This is a genomic window from Paraburkholderia sp. GAS199 (genome assembly GCF_050436585.1).
Classification (GTDB): Bacteria; Pseudomonadota; Gammaproteobacteria; order Burkholderiales; family Burkholderiaceae; genus Paraburkholderia.
Window position 1 is genome coordinate 909,087 of sequence record NZ_JBNDMM010000001.1, and the last position, 16,491, is coordinate 925,577.

Sequence of the window (16,491 nt, forward strand, 5' to 3'; positions counted from 1 at the left end):
CCATGACGAACACAGGTTTCTCCTCACCGCTCGCCGACCCGTTCGTGTTGCCGGGCGGCACGCACCTGCGCAACCGGGTCGTACATGCGTCGATGAGCACCTTCATGTCCGACAACTCGTACGTGACGGACCGCCTGATCCGCTACTTCGCGAACCGCGCGCAAGGCGGCGCGGGCGCGGTCGTCACCGAGCCGCTTTCGATGGCGCGGCATCAGCGGGTGTGGGACCGCGTGCGAGTCTGGAACGACGACAATCTCGACGGCCTCACGCGTTGGGCCGAAGCTGTCGAGCGTTACGATTCGCGGCTCTTCGGTCAGATCCAGGACCCGGGTCGCGCGCGTCACGAATCGGGCCGCAGCTTCAACGCAATCGGCCCGTCGCGTCTCGCCGACGATCTGAGCTGGTCGATGCCGCGTGAGCTGGCAGCTAGTGAGATTCGCGAACTGATCGACGATTTCGCGGCATCGTCGGCGCGATTGCATCGCTGCGGTTTCGCGGGTGTCGAGTTTTCGGCGGGACATGGGCACCTGTTTCATCAGTTCCTGTCGCCGCAATCGAACGTGCGCACCGACGAATACGGCGGCGACTGGCACGGCCGCACCCGCTTTCTGCGCGAATTGATCGAGGCGATTCGCGCGTGCTGCCCGCGCCAATTCGCCATCGGCCTCAAACTGCCCGGCGACGACGGCGTGCCCGGCGGCATCGATCCCGACGCTGCGGCGCTCGTCACATCGATGCTGACGCGCTCGGGCGACGTCGACTACGTGTGCTTCGCACAAGGCTCGCATGCTCGCTCGCTGGAGATGCACGTGCCGGATCGCTTCGGCGAGCGCGTGCCGTACGTCGGCCTGATCCGGCGCTTGCGCGAATCCGCTAACGGCGTGCCGGTGATGGCGCTCGGCCGCATCACCGATCCGGCCGAAGCCGAAGCCATTCTCGAACGCGGCGACGCCGAACTGATCGGCCTCGGCCGCACGCTCATCGCCGATCCCGCGTGGCTCGACAAGGCCTTGCAGGGCCGCACTCACGACATCCGCTATTGCGTGTCGTGCAACACCTGCTGGGACACCATCATCACCTATAACCGGCCGCTCGCCTGCATCAACAATCCGCGCGTCGCCGAGCCCGATGAGGTTGATTTCAAACCGCAGCCTGCGCCGGTAAAGAAGCGCGTGGCGGTGGTGGGCGCGGGCGTCGCCGGGCTGGAGGCGGCCTGGGTCGCGGCAGCACGCGGTCACGACGTGATCGTCTACGGCGCGAGCCGGTAACCGGGCGGCAAGGCGCATTTGCGCTCGCATTTGCCCGGCGGCGAGACGATCACCAGCGTGTACGACTACCAGTTCGTCGCCGCACAGCGCGCGGGTGCGCGCTTCGAACTGGGGCGCAAGGCAGGCATCGACGAGATACGCGAATTCAAGCCCGACGAAGTCATTCTCGCGACGGGCGCGACGCATAGCGTGCCGTCGTGGGTGCCCGACGACTATGCCGACGCAGGTCTGATCCCCGACATCAACACGGCGATGGCCGAGCTTCTGCGTCATCCATCGCGCCAGCCGGGCAGCGCCGTGCTGTTCGACATGGATCAGGGCGAGGGCACGTACGCGGCCGCCGAACTGCTGGCGACGATCTTCGAGCATGTGGTGATCGTCACGCCGCGCGAAGCGATTGCGCAGGAAGTCGCGCTGGTCACGCGGCAAGGCTTCCTGCGGCGTCTCGCGCTTGCGCGTGTAAAGGTGCTGACACTGAGCGAGCCGGTGATCGGTGAATCGTTCGAGACGCAAGGGCGGCTCGAATATCGGAACGTTTACAACGGCGACGCCGGCTTTATCGACGACGTCGCGTTTCTCGCCTATGCCACGCCGCGCGTGCCCGATATCTCGCTGCTCGGACCGTTGCAACAACATGGCATTCCCACCCGGCTAGTCGGCGACTGTCGAACGGGTCGCGGCATTCTCGCGGCGACCGCTGACGGTCACGAAGCCGGCAACGCAGTCTGATGAGTCATCTAAACAAGGAGAATCCTCATATGGCCTCGATTTCACTGTCCAGCATCGACGCTGCAACCGCGCAGACCGCCATTGCCGCGGCTGCGGAATACGCCCGCTCGAAGGGGCTGCTGATGTCGATCGCAGTGTGCGATCACGCGGGTTTGCTCAAGGCACTCATGCGGATGGACGGCGCGTCGCAAATCTCGTTGGGCATTGCGCAGGACAAGGCATACACGTCTGCGGCCACGGGCCTTGCGACTCATCGGTGGCATGATTTCATCAAGGACGACGCGCCGCTTCTGCACGGATTCGTCCATACGCCAAGGCTCGTGGTGTTCGGCGGCGGCTTTCCGATCATCGAAGACGGCGCGGTCATTGGGGCGATCGGTCTGAGCGGCGGTCACTACTCGCAGGACATGGAATGCGCTCGCGCAGGGCTCAAAGCGATCGGCTGCACGTCGAACGACTAGCGCAGACTAGAATAGTGCTCCGGCAACGCAACCACCATCACGATCCAGCACTATGAAAAGGGCCGTAGACAAGGCTTACGAAGCGATTCGCGAGGCCATTCTTTCGCGCGAACTGCAGATCGGCGCGCAACTCACCGAGACGGATCTCGCGGCGCAACTCGGCGTTTCGCGCACGCCCGTGCGTGAGGCGCTGCGTCGGCTTTCCAACGACGGGCTCGTGCAGTTCACGTCGAGCCAGCGTGCTTCGGTGGCGTCGTTCGACGTCGACGACGCTGTCGAGATTTTCCAGTTACGTGCCACGCTTGAAGGCATGGTGTGCTCGATCGCGGCCACACGTATTTCCGACAACGAAGTCGCGCTGCTGGAAGGACTCGCCGACAGCATGGAACGCGAAGCGCGCGAGCGGGAGGAGGGCTTCATCGAACGCATTTCCTCACTGAACAGCGAGTTTCACCGGCGCATTCTGGAAGCGGCGGGAACGAAGCGGCTCGCCAACGTCCTCGCGGGAATCATCGAGCTTCCGGTGGTGCTGCGTACGTTTCATCGTTATGACGACAGGCAGCTTGCGCGCAGCCTCGGACATCATCGCGAGATCATCGACAGCTTCAAGGCCGGTGACGGCGAGTGGGCGCGCAGCGTGATGCAGGCGCATATTCTCGCGGCGCGCGCGAGCTATTTGAAGAGCGGGACGGGTAAGGAAGCGAGATAGATTCGCTTGTCGAACGTGTACGACTGACGTTAGATGCCTGCGCAAGTGCGTAGCCATCGAGCGTTCGTGTGGACCTACCCACGACAGACGTGTAACGCCACACCTATTCCACCGGCGCGACCACATGCGAAGTGTCACTGCCGAACTGGGAAATCGGCATTGTCTCGCTGTAGCGCACCAGTAGCCAACTGACCAGCGCGGCGCACGCCGCAAGGATTGCCGCCGCAAAGATCATCGTCTGATAGCCGCCGGCAAAACTGCGGATAGCGAGCTCATGCAGATGAGCCGCGTCTGTCGACCCAATCGCGGGGTTCAGATTCCCCGCAGCCACGCTGCGAATGAAACTGGCGTTATCGGCCGGACTCGATGCGGGTAGCGCGCTGGAAATGCTTCGCGAGATGCTGGCAAAGAGCACGGCGCCAAGTGCCGCAAAACCAATGACAATGCCGCTGAAGCGCGCAGTGCCTGACACGCCCGAGGCCATGCCTGCCCGCTCCGGTGGAATCACCGCCATGCTCACCTTCGCGATCTCGCCGTTGAGTATGCCGGCGCCGCATCCCGCGACCAGCATCCCTCCGAGCAGCGATAGATAGTCCAGTCGCGGAATATTCATGGCCATCCACGAAAGCCCGACGGCGATCAACAGAAGTCCCATGGTCAGCAAGGCGCGGCCGCTCAGACGATACGCCAGGTAGGTCGCAACGACTCTCGGAATGACGATGAGGGGTATTGCCATCGGCAGCATCAGCAAGCCGGCTTTCTGCGGGCCATTTCCCAATCCGCTTTGCAGGAACACCGGCAAAAAGGTAAGCATGGTGAGTAGAGCAGAGGCATACGCCACACCGGTGATGTTCGCGCCGACATAAGTGGGCTTGCGGAAGAATTTCAGGTCCAGCATCGGCCTTGCCTGTTTTTTCTCGACCACCACGAAGGCGATGAACAGCACTGCGGCAGCGGCGAATTCGCCCGCTATTTTTGCGTTGCCCCAGCCATCGCGATTTCCGGAAATGAGCGCGAGCGTGGTGAGGAAAAGGAAGGAACTGAACGTCAGGAAACCGAGTATGTCGATGCGCGTCGCGTCAGGGTCTCCGGATTCTTCGACGGCGTAAATGGTGAGCGCGATCATCAGCGCCCCAACCGGAATGTTCATGTAGAACGCCCATTGCCAACCGAAGACCTGGGTGATGAATCCGCCGGCGACGGGTCCGAGAGCGATCGCGACGCCAATCACGGAGCCCCAGAATGCGAATGCCTTCGCGCGTGCCGGTCCGCGAAAGCTGTGGGACAGCGTTGCCAGCGCGGCACTCAGTTGCATGGCTGCGCCGATCCCCTGAATGGCCCGTGCACCGTTGAGCATTGCGACGCTGGTCGCTGCGCCACACGCCAGCGAAGCGAGTGTGAATACGCAGAGGCCGAGAATCAGCATGCGCTTGCGACCGTAACGGTCAGCGAGCGCGCCGGACGGCATGACCAGCGACGCGAAGGTCAGCGTGTAGGCGCTGATTACCCACTCGATCGCGGAGAAGTCCGCGTGCAACGAGTGCGCAATGGATGGCAACGACACCGCGACGATGTTCGAGTCCAGATTGATCATGAAGGACGGCACTGAAACGCACAGCAAGACGAGGAACATTCTGGCTCGATCTCGTGCTGGGCAAATATCCTGCTGCGACATGGCTCTCTCGAAGAATTGACCGCAAATAGTGGCATATGCACATATCAAGATAGGGGCATATACTACTATCTGTCAAGGACCTTCAACGGAGCATGGGTTTCATGGGAAAACGCGGACAGAGCAAAGGCGCACTCGAACGGCAGGCGGACGCCACGGCTGGGCTACCTGAGCTAACGGATGCGACCCGGTGTAACGGAACCGCGTTGCGCAAGGCTATGCGCCGGGTTTCGCAGCTCTATGACGAAGTCCTCGCGCCTTGTGGACTGCGTTCCACGCAGCGCTCGCTATTGATGCATATCGCCCGAGCAGGCAATCCCACCATGGGCGAACTTGCCGAAGCTCTGGTTCTGGATCGCTCGGCGTTGGCGCACAATCTCAAGCCTCTTGAGCGCGACGGCTTCATCGAAATCGTGGTGGATGACAAGGACCGTCGGAGTCGACGGATTGCTCTGACGACTTTGGGTAACGCGAAACTGGCGGAGTCGATGAAGCTTTGGGCGCAGGCGCAGCGACGGTTCGAGCACGTTTTCGGCGAGGAGGAGGCGCGCGCTTTACGCGCGACGCTGCACAGAATTGCGTCGTCGCAATTCGAAGAGGCGTTTCTTGCTGCGCCTGATTCGTGAGGCCGACTGGCGGCGCGCTGCCGCTGGAACTCAGTCTTTCAATTCCAACGCACGAAGACCGGCGACGTTGAACACCGTCAAACCAGACCCATGATTACCGAGCTCCGCGTCCTCGCGGGTTGCGCTACCGCTCTAGGAGCGGTAGGAGTTCGTTAATTATGCCCGGCTGGAACGTGCAGGAATCACCTCTCGCCAAAGCCGCCGCCGCCCGGCGTCTCCACCACGAACACATCGCCCGGGCTCATCTCGACACTCGCGATATGACCTAGCGCGACAATCTGACCATCCGCTCGCTCTACGCGATTGCTGCCGCGTCTTCCCGCGTGCCCGCCACCCGCGCCGAAGGGCGCATGTATGCGGTTATTCGACAGGATCGACGCCGTCATCGGCGCGAGAAAGCGAATGCGCCGCGTCGCGCCATTGCCGCCGTGCCAGCGTCCCGCGCCACCCGATTCCGCGCAGATGAGATGCGACTCGAGCCGGACCGGATAGCGCCATTCGAGCACTTCGGGATCGGTCAGACGCGAGTTGGTCATGTGCGTCTGCACCGCATCGACACCGCTAAAGCCGTTGCCCGCGCCGCTGCCGCCCGCAATCGTTTCATAGTACTGGTAGCGGGCATCGCCGAAAGTGAAGTTGTTCATCGTCCCCTGGCTCGATGCCACGATACCGAGCGCGCCATACAGCGCGTTGGTGATCGCGGAAGACGTCTCCACGTTGCCCGAGACTACCGCTGCCGGATACACCGGATTGAGCATCGAGCGGTCCGGAACGATCACCGAGAGCGGCTTGAGGCAACCCGCGTTGAGCGGAATGTCGTCGCCAACCAGCGTACGGAACACATAGAGCACCGCTGCCATGCAGACCGCTTTTGGCGCGTTGAAGTTGTTGGGCAACTGCGCGGACGTGCCGCTGAAATCGACCGTGGCGCTGCGCGCCGCGGTATCGACGCGAATCGCGACCTCAATCACCGCGCCGTTGTCGAGTTCGTAGCGATAGCTGCCGTCCTTCAGCGCGCCTATTACGCGGCGTACGGCCTCCTCGGCGTTGTCCTGCACATGACGCATGAAAGCGAGCACCACATCACGGCCGAACTGCGCGACCATCCGGCGCAATTCGTCCACGCCTTTCTGATTGGCTGCGACCTGAGCGCGCAGATCTGCCATATTCTGCGCGATATTGCGCGCCGGATAGCGGCCCGATCCGAGCAGGGCGCGTGTCTCTGCATCGCGCAACACGCCTGCGGAAACGAGTTGCCAGTTGTCGATCAATACGCCTTCTTCCTCGATGTGCGACGAGGGTGCGGGCATCGAACCCGGCGTAATGCCGCCGATATCCGCATGGTGACCGCGCGAGCCGACATAGAAGAGCGGTTCGGGCAAACCGTCGGCGAACACCGGCGTGATGACGGTGACGTCGGGCAAATGCGTGCCGCCGTGATACGGGTCGTTCAGCATGAACACGTCGCCGTCGCGCATCGTGCCGCGATTGCGCTCGATCACCGTCTTGATGCTCTCACCCATCGAGCCGAGATGCACCGGCATGTGCGGCGCGTTGGCGATCAGATTGCCGGCGTCGTCGAAAATCGCGCACGAAAAGTCCAGACGCTCCTTGATATTCACCGAATACGCCGTGTTTTGCAGACGCAAACCCATCTGCTCGGCAATCGACATGAAGAGGTTGTTGAAAATTTCAAGGCGCACTGGGTCGGCTTCAGTGCCGATGGAGCGACGTGTGGGCAGCGCCTGCACACGCGTCATCACCACGTTGCCCTGTGCCGTCAGCGCCGCTTGCCAGCCGGGTTCGACCACGGTCGTGCCGTTCTTCTCGGCGATGATCGCGGGACCATCGAGCGTGTCGCCTGCATGGAGCGTGTCGCGCTGATAGAGCGAGGCGTCGTGCCATGTGCCGCCCGAATACAGGCGCACGGTCGTTTGCGCACGAAGCGCGTCGCCTGCCGTACGCGGCGAAAGCCGGCCCGCATCGACGGGCGCATCGGAATGACCAATCGCTTCGACGGACGCCAGTTCGACGACGAGGGGCGTGTCCGCCATCAGGAATGCATAGCGTTGTCGATAAGCAGTTTCGAACGCGGCGCGCATGTCGTCGATACTGCCGCTTGGCACGGCAAGCGACGAATCGGTGCCCTGATAGCGCAGGTGCACGCGGCGCTCGGTCGTGATGCGCGCGGCGTCCACGCTCTGTTCGAGCAAGGCGCGCGTGGCGTCGTCGGCGAGCGCGTCGAGTGCGGCTTCGAGTGTGGGCAGCGAGGTTTCGTCGAGCGTCATTTCGAGCGCACGTTCGCGCATGGCTGTCTGGTCCGCGAGACCCATGCCGTAGGCGGAGAGCACGCCCGCAAGCGGGTGCGCAAACACGCTCGTCATGCCGAGCGCGTCGGCCACGCCGCAGGCATGCTGGCCGCCTGCGCCGCCGAATGTCGTCAGCACATATTGCGAAACGTCGTGACCGCGCTGAACCGAAATTTTCTTGATCGCGTTTGCCATGCTGCCGATCGCGATCTCCAGATAGCCTTCGGCGAGTTCCTCGGGCGTGCGGCGTTGACCTGTCGCCGTGAAGATTTCATCTGCCAGTGCCTGGAAGCGTTTCTCGACCACGTCGCGGTCGAGCGGCTGGTTCGCATGCGGACCGAACACGTGCGGAAAATAGTCGGGCTGGATCTTGCCGAGCATCACGTTGCAGTCGGTGACGGCGAGCGGGCCGCCGCGCCGGTATGCAGCCGGGCCGGGATTCGCGCCCGCCGAATCGGGGCCGACACGCAGACGTGCGCCGTCGAAGCCGAGCACCGAGCCGCCGCCGGCCGCCACCGTGTGAATGCTCATCATCGGCGCGCGCATGCGCACACCGGCCACCTGTGTCTCGAACACGCGCTCGAATTCGCCGTTGAAGTGCGAGACATCCGTCGACGTGCCGCCCATGTCGAAACCGATCACACGCTCGAAGCCTGCCGCCTGTGCCGCCCGCACCATGCCGACAATACCGCCTGCCGGTCCCGAGAGAATCGCGTCCTTGCCCTGGAAGACATCGGCGCGCGTGAGTCCGCCGCTGCTCTGCATGAACTGGAGATTCACGCCGGGCATTTCGTGCGCAACCTGATCGACGTAGCGGCGCAGGATCGGCGACAGATACGCGTCCACTACTGTCGTATCGCCGCGCGAGACCATTTTCATCAGCGGCGAGACTTCATGCGAGACGGAAATTTGCGTGAAGCCGATACGGCGCGCTATCTCCGCCAGTTCGCGTTCGTGCGACGTATGGCGATAACCGTGAACCAGCACGATGGCGAGCGCGCGGATGCCGCTGTCGTAGACTTCGCGCAGCGCGCTTTGCGCCGCGACATGGTCGAGCGGCGCGATCACTTCGCCTTGCGCGCTCACGCGTTCGTCGATTTCCACCACGCGCTCGTAGAGCGCTTCCGGCAATGCGATGTCGAGATCGAACAGTCGCGGACGGTTCTGATACGCAATGCGCAGCACGTCGCGAAAGCCGCGTGTGGTGACGAGTGCAAGGGGCTCGCCCTTGCGTTCTAGCAACGCGTTCGTGGCGACGGTCGTGCCCATTTTCACCATCTCGACGACGCGCGGCGTGATGGCTTCACCGTCTTTCAGTCCGAGCAGATGACGAATGCCCGCGACGGCTGCATCGCGATACTGCTCGGGGTTTTCGGAGAGCAGTTTGTGCGTGGTGAGCGTGCCGTCCGGGCGGCGCGCGACGATGTCGGTAAAGGTGCCTCCGCGGTCAATCCAGAATTGCCAGCGGGACGGCGTGCAAACATCGGAGCTTTGATCGTGCGTCATGGTGTCGAGTGGTGTGAGGCGAAATAAGTAACGGAGTGCGGGAGCGTCGTTCAGGCCGATTCGAGTTCGCGGCCGCGCGTTTCGGGCAAGGTGAGCGCGGCGATGATCAGTACGCCGTATGCCGCCACCGCGAAAATGCCGATGCTCGTGCCGAGCCCGAACCGGCTCGCCAGGTGACCGATCAGCACGGGAAACATCGCCCCGATTGCGCGGCCGACGTTGTAGCAGAAGCCCTGGCCGGAGCCGCGTACACGGGTCGGAAAGAGTTCGGTGAGAAACGCGCCCATGCCGGCGAAGATGCCCGACGCGAAAAAGCCGAGCGGAAAGCCGAGCCAGAGCATCGACGCATTCGTGAGCGGCAACGAGGTGTAGGCAAACGCAATCGCCATCGAACCGAGCGCGAACAGAATGAAGTTCGGTTTGCGGCCGATGCGGTCCGTGAGCCATGCGCTGCACAGATAGCCGATGTACGAGCCCGCAATGATCATGGCCAGATAGCCGCCCGTGCCCATCACCGTGAGATGGCGCTCGGTCTTGAGAAAGGTCGGCAGCCACGTCGTGATCGCGTAGTAGCCGCCCTGTGCGCCGGTGGTGAGGAGCGCCGCGCGCAGCGTCGTGGAGAGCAGGCGGGGCGCGAAGATGTCAGTGAAGCGTGGCTTGTCGAGCGCTTCCTGCTGCGCCACCTTCGCGTGTTCGAACACCTCGGGCTCTTTGACGTAGCGGCGGATGAAGAGCACGAGCAAAGCCGGCACGAGTCCGATCAGAAACAACGCGCGCCATGCAACCTCGGGCGCCAGCGCGGAGAACAGGACGGCGTAGAGCAGGGCGGCCATGCCCCAGCCGAGCGCCCAACCCGATTGCACGAGACCGACCGCCTTGCCGCGATCGCGTGCACGAATCACCTCGCCGATCAGCACGGCACCCGCCGTCCATTCGCCGCCGAAACCGAAGCCCATCAGCGAGCGCGCGACGAGCAACTGGCCGTAGTTCTGCGCGAGTCCGCACAACGCCGTGAACACCGCGAACCACAGCACGGTGAGTTGCAGCGTGCGCACGCGGCCGATGCGGTCGGACAGAATTCCCGCGAGCCAGCCGCCGAGCGCGGACGAGAGCAGCGTCATCGTGCCGATGAAGCCGGCGTCCGCGAGCGAGATGCCCCACGTGGCGACGAGCGTCGGAATGACGAAGGACAGCATTTGCGTGTCCATGCCATCGAGCATGTAGCCGACCTTGCAACTCCAGAACGCGCGGCGCGCGCGCGGACCCGCTTCCGCGTACCAGGAAAGCGACGTGCTGTCTGCCACTGGTTTTACGCTGGTGTCGTCGTCGACGCTTGCCGTGAAGGTCTTGCTGTCCATCTTCTGCTCCCGTGGATAGACGCATGAGTAACGAGCGAAGCCACGCCAAAGCGTAGGGATGCGTCATTCCCTCCGGACCGTACGGCCGGATGGCTTCGAAATACCGTGAATGGATCGCGGGGCGCTAGCGCGCCGCGTGCGCTGCGGGAGCGCTCAGAAGATGGCCAGCGATGCGTTGGTGATGTCCGTCATCAGCATGTGGCCGGGCGCGTGAGCCATTGCGATGGGCAGCTTCGCGGCCATCAACGCGGTTTGCGGCGTCACCCCGCATGCCCAGTACACCGGCAACTCGCCCGGATGAATGGTGACTGCGTCGCCGAATTCGGGGCGAGCGAGATCGACGATGCCGAGTTCCGCAGGATCGCCGATATGCACGGGCGCGCCGTGCACGCCCGGAAAGCGGCTCGTGATCTGCACGGCGCGTATCGCGTCGGCGCCGCGCAGCGGGCGCATCGATACGACGAGTTCGCCGCCGAACACGCCCGCGCGCCGGTTCGGAATGTTGGTGCGATACATCGGCACGTTGCGGCCTTCTTCGACGTGACGCAACCCGATGCCTTCCTTCGCGAGCATGTGTTCGAACGAGAACGAGCAACCGATTGCGAACACGACGAAATCGTCCTGCCAGAGCGCGTCGATCGACTCGACGCATTCGCTCAGCTCGCCATCGCGATAAACGTTATATGCCGGCACGTCGGTGCGGATATCGATGTCGCGCCCGAGCGCCGGCACCCGGAAGTCGCCCGGCTCGCCCACGCCGAGTAGCGGACACGGCTTCGGATTCGCATGGCAGAAGCGTAGGAAATCGTGTGCATACGCGGCGGGCAGAATTGCCAGATTGGCTTGCGCGTAGTCGCCGCAATGGCCGGCCGTCGGGCCGCGGAAATCGCGATGGCGTACGGCCTGGCGGAATTCGAATGGAGTCATGGTGTCAGCGTGCGAGGTGAAAGGGGCCGTGCGGCGTGCTGTGTGTTGTGCAGAAAATCACTGCTCAGGACAAAGCATAGAAAAGAAGAAAATTTGACGCCAACTAGTTTTATTTGCGATAAGTGAATAGAATTTCTTAACGAAATCACGGGTTTTCCCGAATCACGTTGAGTTTTTTGGAGCGGTTTCGTTGTCGGTTTTGCCTCGTCGGTCACCGTCTACCTATGAACACACGCTTTCTCGACACTTTCGTTACGCTTGCCAGGCTGCGCAGCTTCCGCACGACGGCGACGGCGCTGCATGCAACGCCCGCCGCCATCTCGCAGCGTCTGAAAGCGCTCGAGGACGAATTGCAGACCACGCTCGTCGATCGCGAAAGCCGCGATTTCCGGCTCACGGCGAACGGCGAATATCTGCTCGGCTACGCGAAGGCCGTCGTGGAAGCGACGCGCCAGCTACAGGCCGCCGCGTCGCATGAAGGCGCGATGCGCGGCAAGCTGCGACTCGGTGTGATCGAAACCGTCGTGCATAGCTGGCTCGCCGATTACATGAGGCGTCTCGCAGACGACTTCCCGCAACTCGAAGTGGAACTCGCGGTCGACGTCAGCGTCGTGTTGCAACGCCGTCTGATGGCGGGAGAACTCGACCTGATCATTCGCGTGGAGGGCAGCGACGAGGAGTCGGTGGTGTGCGATGCGCTCGCGAATTATCCGGTGCACTGGGTTGCTCGCGAGGGACTGCTGCCGCTCTCGCGCAGCGGACTTGCCAAACGCGTGCTGCGTCATCCGATTCTGACTTTTGGGCGTGGGACCGCGCCTCATCGTGCGCTGGAGGATATCGTCAGCAAGCTGGCGCTTGCGAACGGCGTGCCGCTCGCGGATACGCGCATCACCGGTTCACCGTCGATTTCGGTGATCGTGCAACTGGTGCGCGACGGCTTCGGCGTGGCGGCGATTCCTCGTTTGTTCGTGGCGGATCTCATCGCACGGGGAGAAGTGGTGGAGTTGCCTCTGCAGCCATCGCCGCCGTCGATCGTGGTGTCGATGTCGCGCCGCGCGGACGCGCCGCTGTTCGTGCACGGCGCGGCAAACGCGGCGCGGGCGGCATGTCATGGGTATTGTGATTCGGGGGACCGGCGCCTGATCGAGCGCTTGTAGAAGGCGGGCATCGCTGGCGCTATCCTCGTCGACCTCGGCGAGGCAGGCCTTACGTGGCGGCTCGACCACCCTGTGCGTAATTGCTACGGCGGATAGAATTGCGGGGCCAGGACGGTACGATGCTCGCACGCAGGTAAGCCGACGTGCCGTGAGTGTCCTTCATCATGTAAGGTATATCGGAGAGTCTATGCATAACGTTCGAAACGCATTGTGTGCACTGCTGCTCGCTTTACCCATTTGCGGTATGGCGCAAACCGACATCACGACGTCGTGGAAGTCTGTCCCGATGCCTCCGCCCCCGGAGTTGAAGACATTTACCGTTACCGATCCGGCTCACACTGCGCTGTTGCTGCTCGACTTCGACACGAGTACCTGCAACACGCAGGAGCGTCCTACCTGCGCGGCTTCCTTGCCGTATGTCGCTAATCTTCTGAGCTCGTCGCGCGCGGCGAACCTGATGGTCGTCTACAGCCTGACCAGCACCGGCACACTGGCTGCGGTGCCGCCGTCAATCGCAGCCAAAGGTGGCGAGACAGTCGTGCAGTCCGGCGTGGACAAGTTCTTCGCCACCGATCTTGACGCTGCGTTGAAGAAAAAGGGCATTCAAACTGTGATCGTGACCGGCACGATGGCACATGGCGCAGTGTTGTACACCGCAAGCGAAGCCGCGGTGCGCGGCTATAAAGTGGTGGTTCCGACCGATGGCATGTCGAGCAAAGACCCGTTCGGCGAGCTCTCAACCGCATGGATCCTGGCCAATGCGCCGGCCAGCGTGAGCAAGAACGTGACGTTGACTCGCTCCAGCATGATCAGGTTTTCGCAGTAGGCGATTTTCTGTGTGAGAGATCGGCCAGCGCGTGTTTCCATTGCGTCTCGAAGGCCATTCGAATAGACACGTAGGCCTGGCTGGAGCACGCTGCTTAACGCGTCAGCCACCGCGCAAAGCGGTGGTCCAACGAATATCAACGAGCTTTCAACGCATCGCAATCCTGACGTAGAACACGGCGCGCGAACATGGCAAAACTCGCTTTGACCACGTTCGATTGCAGCAGGAAATCGTGCGATTCTTTGGCGAGCACCGGATTCAGTTCCGTAATCGGCCCCAGCGCTTCCGCGCGAATCTGGTTGCGGGCGGCGCGCTCGATCAGCAGCGAAAGGTAAGCGGTTTCCTCGATCGTCGACGTCGCCGCGAGGAAGCCGTGATGCGCGAGCAGGATCGAGCGTTTGCTGCCTAGCGCGGACGAAATGATCTCGCCTTCGTCGTCGGCGATCGGCAGACCGGGCCATTCCTTGAGGAACGCGCAATCGTCGAAGAAGGGCGTCGCGTCCATGTGCGCGACGCGCAGCGGACGGCCTGTCATCGAAAGCGTGGACACGTACGGCGGATGCGTGTGGACGATGCTGTTGACGTCCGGACGACGCCGGTACACCCACATGTGAAAACGCACGGCCGGATTCGGCATGCCGACGCCTTCAATCACGCGCAGCGATTCATCGATACGCATGACGTGACGCGGCTCGACTTCGTCGAACGCGACGGCGAGCGGCGTGGTCAGATAGGTGCCGTCGTCGCAGCGCACGGTGATCTGGCCGGCGAGCGTTTCCGAGTGGTTTTCCATCGCCAGCATGCGGCACGTCAGCACCACTTTCTCTTTGTCGGTCCAGTTGCCCGTGTCCAGCCGCGCAGCCATCTCGCTGACAGCGTGCTCGGTAACAGCCTGTTTTGCTTCGCTTAACATCGATGTTCTCCGTATCTGTTTTGCTGTGCGTCCGGCATCAGGTGCGCCGAACGCAGTTCACACCGCCAGTTGGGCGGCAGCTTGCGGCAAGCCTTTCATCGTGACGTAGCCCGGCAGCGCGACGATGCGCTCGATCCAGGCCATGACGTGCGCGTAATCGTCGAGTGGCAAATGGCCTTCGCGCGACAAACCGACGTACGGCATGCACGCAAGGTCGGCAATCGTCGGGCGTTCGGCAGCGAGCCATTCGTGTTTCGCCAGATAAGCGTCGAGCACTTCGAGCACACGCTTACCTTTGGCGCTGACGCTTTCAATATCCACTTTCTCTCCCAGCAGATAGTAAAGCCGCGCGGGTTGCAGACTGTTGCCGATTTCGTTCGCCGCAAACGAAAGCCACTGCGCGACGCGCGCGTGTGATTGCGGCGTGTCGCCAAGCCAATGCGGCGCGTGACTCTGCGCGAGATAAGTGAGGATCGACTGACTATCGCACACGAGATAGCCGTCGTCGTCCAGCGCGGGAATCTGCCGCAGCGGATTGATCTCGCCGAACCACGGCGCGTGATGCGCTTCGTTCGGCACGTCGACGAACTCGCTGCGATAAGGCAGCCCGAGCATGGAAAGCAGCATCCGGACCTTGTGACAATTGCCCGAGAGCGGATGGTCGTAGAGAGTCATCATCGCGATAATTTCCGATTGAGCGCTTGCGTGTTAGTCGGACGAGGTCGGTTTCATCAACCACGCACTCAGCGCACCGATCAGACCCAGCACGCTCAGATAGATACCGACCGACCCGATGCCGCCGAGATGCTTGACGAGCGACGCCGCGATGAGCGGCGCGAGTCCGCCGCCGAGCGCGGCCGCCACCTGAATGCCGATCGAGATGCCGGAGTAGCGCAATTCGGGCGGAAACTGCGACGCGTAAAGATTCGATTGCGGTCCGAAGATGATGGCGTAATTCAGCGCGAGCGCCGTGATTGCCGCGAGCGTGTAGAGCGTGAGGGAACCCGTGCCCATCGCGTGGAAAAGCGGGACCGCCATTACCGCGAGCAGCAGCGTGCCGATAGTGTAAAGACGCCGCGCGCCGATCTTGTCGCCGAGCCAGCCGAACAATGGAATGGTGACGAGTTGCAGCAGCGAACCCAGCAATACTGCATTGAGCGCGTTGGCGCGTGTGAAACCGAGATTGGCGGTGGCGTAGGAAATCGAAAAAACGATGATCGTGTACACCAGCGTGACTTCCGCGAGTTTGCCGCCAATCGCCAGCAGCAGAGGGCGCATGTGCGAGACGAGTACGTCGCGCGCCGGGATGCTGGCCACTTTACGCTGCGTTTTCACCGCATTGAAATCGGGCGTTTCTTCCACCTTCATGCGGATGAATACGCCGATGGCAATCAGCGCCGCGCTCGCGAGAAAGGGGAGACGCCAGCCCCATTCCATAAAGCTCTTGCTTGGAAGCATGTTCACCAGGGCGAACGCGCCGGTGGACAACAGAATGCCGATCGGTGCGCCGGCTTGCGGCAAACTGCCGTAGAACGATTTGGAGCCGGCGGGCGCGTGCTCGACCGCCATCAGCACGGCACCGCCCAGTTCACCGCCGAACGACACACCTTGGCCGATACGCAGCGCCACGAGCAGCACCGCAGCCCAGATGCCGATGGAGTCGTAGGTGGGCAGCAGGCCGATGAGCGTCGTGCAGATGCCCATCAATACGAGGCTCCAGATCAGGATGGATTTGCGACCGATCCTGTCGCCGAAATGGCCGAAGATAATGCCGCCGAGCGGCCGCGCGAACAGACCTGCCGCGAAGGCTCCAAACGCAGCCAGCGTCCCCGTTGCGGGATCGAGGCTGGGGAAGAAAAGTTTGTTGAAAACCAGCGCCGCGGCCGTGCCGTAGGCCAGAAAATCGAATGCTTCGATCGCCGTGCCGGCCATCGAAGCGGCTGCCACGCGCATCATGCGCCGATCCGCCGGCGCGCTCACGTGCGCGAGTCCTGACGCATCCTGATCAAGCGTGTCCATCGCATCTCCCT

The 16,491-nt window shown here is 62.6% G+C and carries 13 protein-coding genes and 1 pseudogene; 7 read left to right on the forward strand and 7 right to left on the reverse strand.

Annotated features, from left to right (window positions below):
• Window positions 1-2 precede the first annotated feature (2 nt).
• Genes P3T18_RS03950 through P3T18_RS03965 form a run of 4 tightly spaced genes read left to right on the forward strand, consistent with a single transcriptional unit; the run spans window position 3 to window position 3,167 of the window.
• A complete protein-coding gene (locus tag P3T18_RS03950; RefSeq protein ID WP_429298597.1) occupies window positions 3-1,268 on the forward strand; it encodes a hypothetical protein in 1,266 nt (421 codons plus the stop codon).
• 18 nt (window positions 1,269-1,286) lie between these two features.
• Window positions 1,287-1,997: a hypothetical protein gene (locus tag P3T18_RS03955; RefSeq protein WP_429298598.1), complete on the forward strand. Its 711-nt coding sequence runs from the start codon at window positions 1,287-1,289 to the stop codon at window positions 1,995-1,997.
• Window positions 1,998-2,026: 29 nt separating this feature from the next.
• A complete protein-coding gene (locus tag P3T18_RS03960) occupies window positions 2,027-2,458 on the forward strand; it encodes a GlcG/HbpS family heme-binding protein (RefSeq protein ID WP_429298599.1) in 432 nt (143 codons plus the stop codon).
• A 52-nt stretch (window positions 2,459-2,510) separates the two neighbouring features.
• Complete coding sequence (locus P3T18_RS03965; RefSeq protein ID WP_429298600.1) at window positions 2,511-3,167, forward strand: GntR family transcriptional regulator; 657 nt, start codon at window positions 2,511-2,513, stop codon at window positions 3,165-3,167.
• A gap of 103 nt (window positions 3,168-3,270) precedes the next feature.
• On the opposite strand, the gene P3T18_RS03970 is transcribed toward P3T18_RS03965, so the two are convergent.
• Window positions 3,271-4,842 (reverse strand): MFS transporter, encoded by a 1,572-nt coding sequence (locus P3T18_RS03970; RefSeq protein WP_429298601.1) that lies wholly within the window; start codon window positions 4,840-4,842, stop codon window positions 3,271-3,273.
• Between the two features lie 92 nt (window positions 4,843-4,934).
• Here P3T18_RS03970 and P3T18_RS03975 point away from each other — a divergent pair, with 92 nt between their 5' ends.
• Window positions 4,935-5,465, forward strand: a complete 531-nt coding sequence (locus tag P3T18_RS03975; RefSeq protein WP_429298602.1) for a MarR family winged helix-turn-helix transcriptional regulator — start codon at window positions 4,935-4,937, stop codon at window positions 5,463-5,465.
• Between the two features lie 182 nt (window positions 5,466-5,647).
• Here P3T18_RS03975 and P3T18_RS03980 read toward each other — a convergent pair whose 3' ends face one another.
• From P3T18_RS03980 to P3T18_RS03990, 3 genes and pseudogenes are all read right to left on the reverse strand, one after another.
• A complete protein-coding gene (locus P3T18_RS03980) occupies window positions 5,648-9,280 on the reverse strand; it encodes a hydantoinase B/oxoprolinase family protein (protein WP_429298603.1) in 3,633 nt (1,210 codons plus the stop codon).
• 50 nt (window positions 9,281-9,330) lie between these two features.
• A complete protein-coding gene (locus P3T18_RS03985) occupies window positions 9,331-10,638 on the reverse strand; it encodes an MFS transporter (RefSeq protein WP_429298604.1) in 1,308 nt (435 codons plus the stop codon).
• 153 nt (window positions 10,639-10,791) lie between these two features.
• Window positions 10,792-11,580, reverse strand: a pseudogene (locus P3T18_RS03990) (putative hydro-lyase); the annotation flags it as partial.
• A 209-nt stretch (window positions 11,581-11,789) separates the two neighbouring features.
• Between P3T18_RS03990 and P3T18_RS03995 the strand changes: the two are divergent.
• Complete coding sequence (locus tag P3T18_RS03995) at window positions 11,790-12,722, forward strand: LysR family transcriptional regulator (protein ID WP_429298605.1); 933 nt, start codon at window positions 11,790-11,792, stop codon at window positions 12,720-12,722.
• A gap of 244 nt (window positions 12,723-12,966) precedes the next feature.
• On the forward strand, window positions 12,967-13,548 hold the full coding sequence (locus P3T18_RS04000; protein WP_429298606.1) for a cysteine hydrolase family protein: 582 nt from the start codon (window positions 12,967-12,969) through the stop codon (window positions 13,546-13,548).
• A gap of 136 nt (window positions 13,549-13,684) precedes the next feature.
• On the opposite strand, the gene P3T18_RS04005 is transcribed toward P3T18_RS04000, so the two are convergent.
• Genes P3T18_RS04005 through P3T18_RS04015 form a run of 3 tightly spaced genes read right to left on the reverse strand, consistent with a single transcriptional unit; the run spans window position 13,685 to window position 16,480 of the window.
• Window positions 13,685-14,461 (reverse strand): aldolase, encoded by a 777-nt coding sequence (locus tag P3T18_RS04005; RefSeq protein WP_429298607.1) that lies wholly within the window; start codon window positions 14,459-14,461, stop codon window positions 13,685-13,687.
• A 57-nt stretch (window positions 14,462-14,518) separates the two neighbouring features.
• Window positions 14,519-15,139 carry a glutathione S-transferase family protein gene (locus tag P3T18_RS04010; protein WP_429298608.1) on the reverse strand — a complete coding sequence of 207 codons (621 nt, stop codon included), beginning with the start codon at window positions 15,137-15,139 and terminating at the stop codon, window positions 14,519-14,521.
• 30 nt (window positions 15,140-15,169) lie between these two features.
• A complete protein-coding gene (locus P3T18_RS04015; protein ID WP_429298609.1) occupies window positions 15,170-16,480 on the reverse strand; it encodes an MFS transporter in 1,311 nt (436 codons plus the stop codon).
• Window positions 16,481-16,491 lie beyond the last annotated feature (11 nt).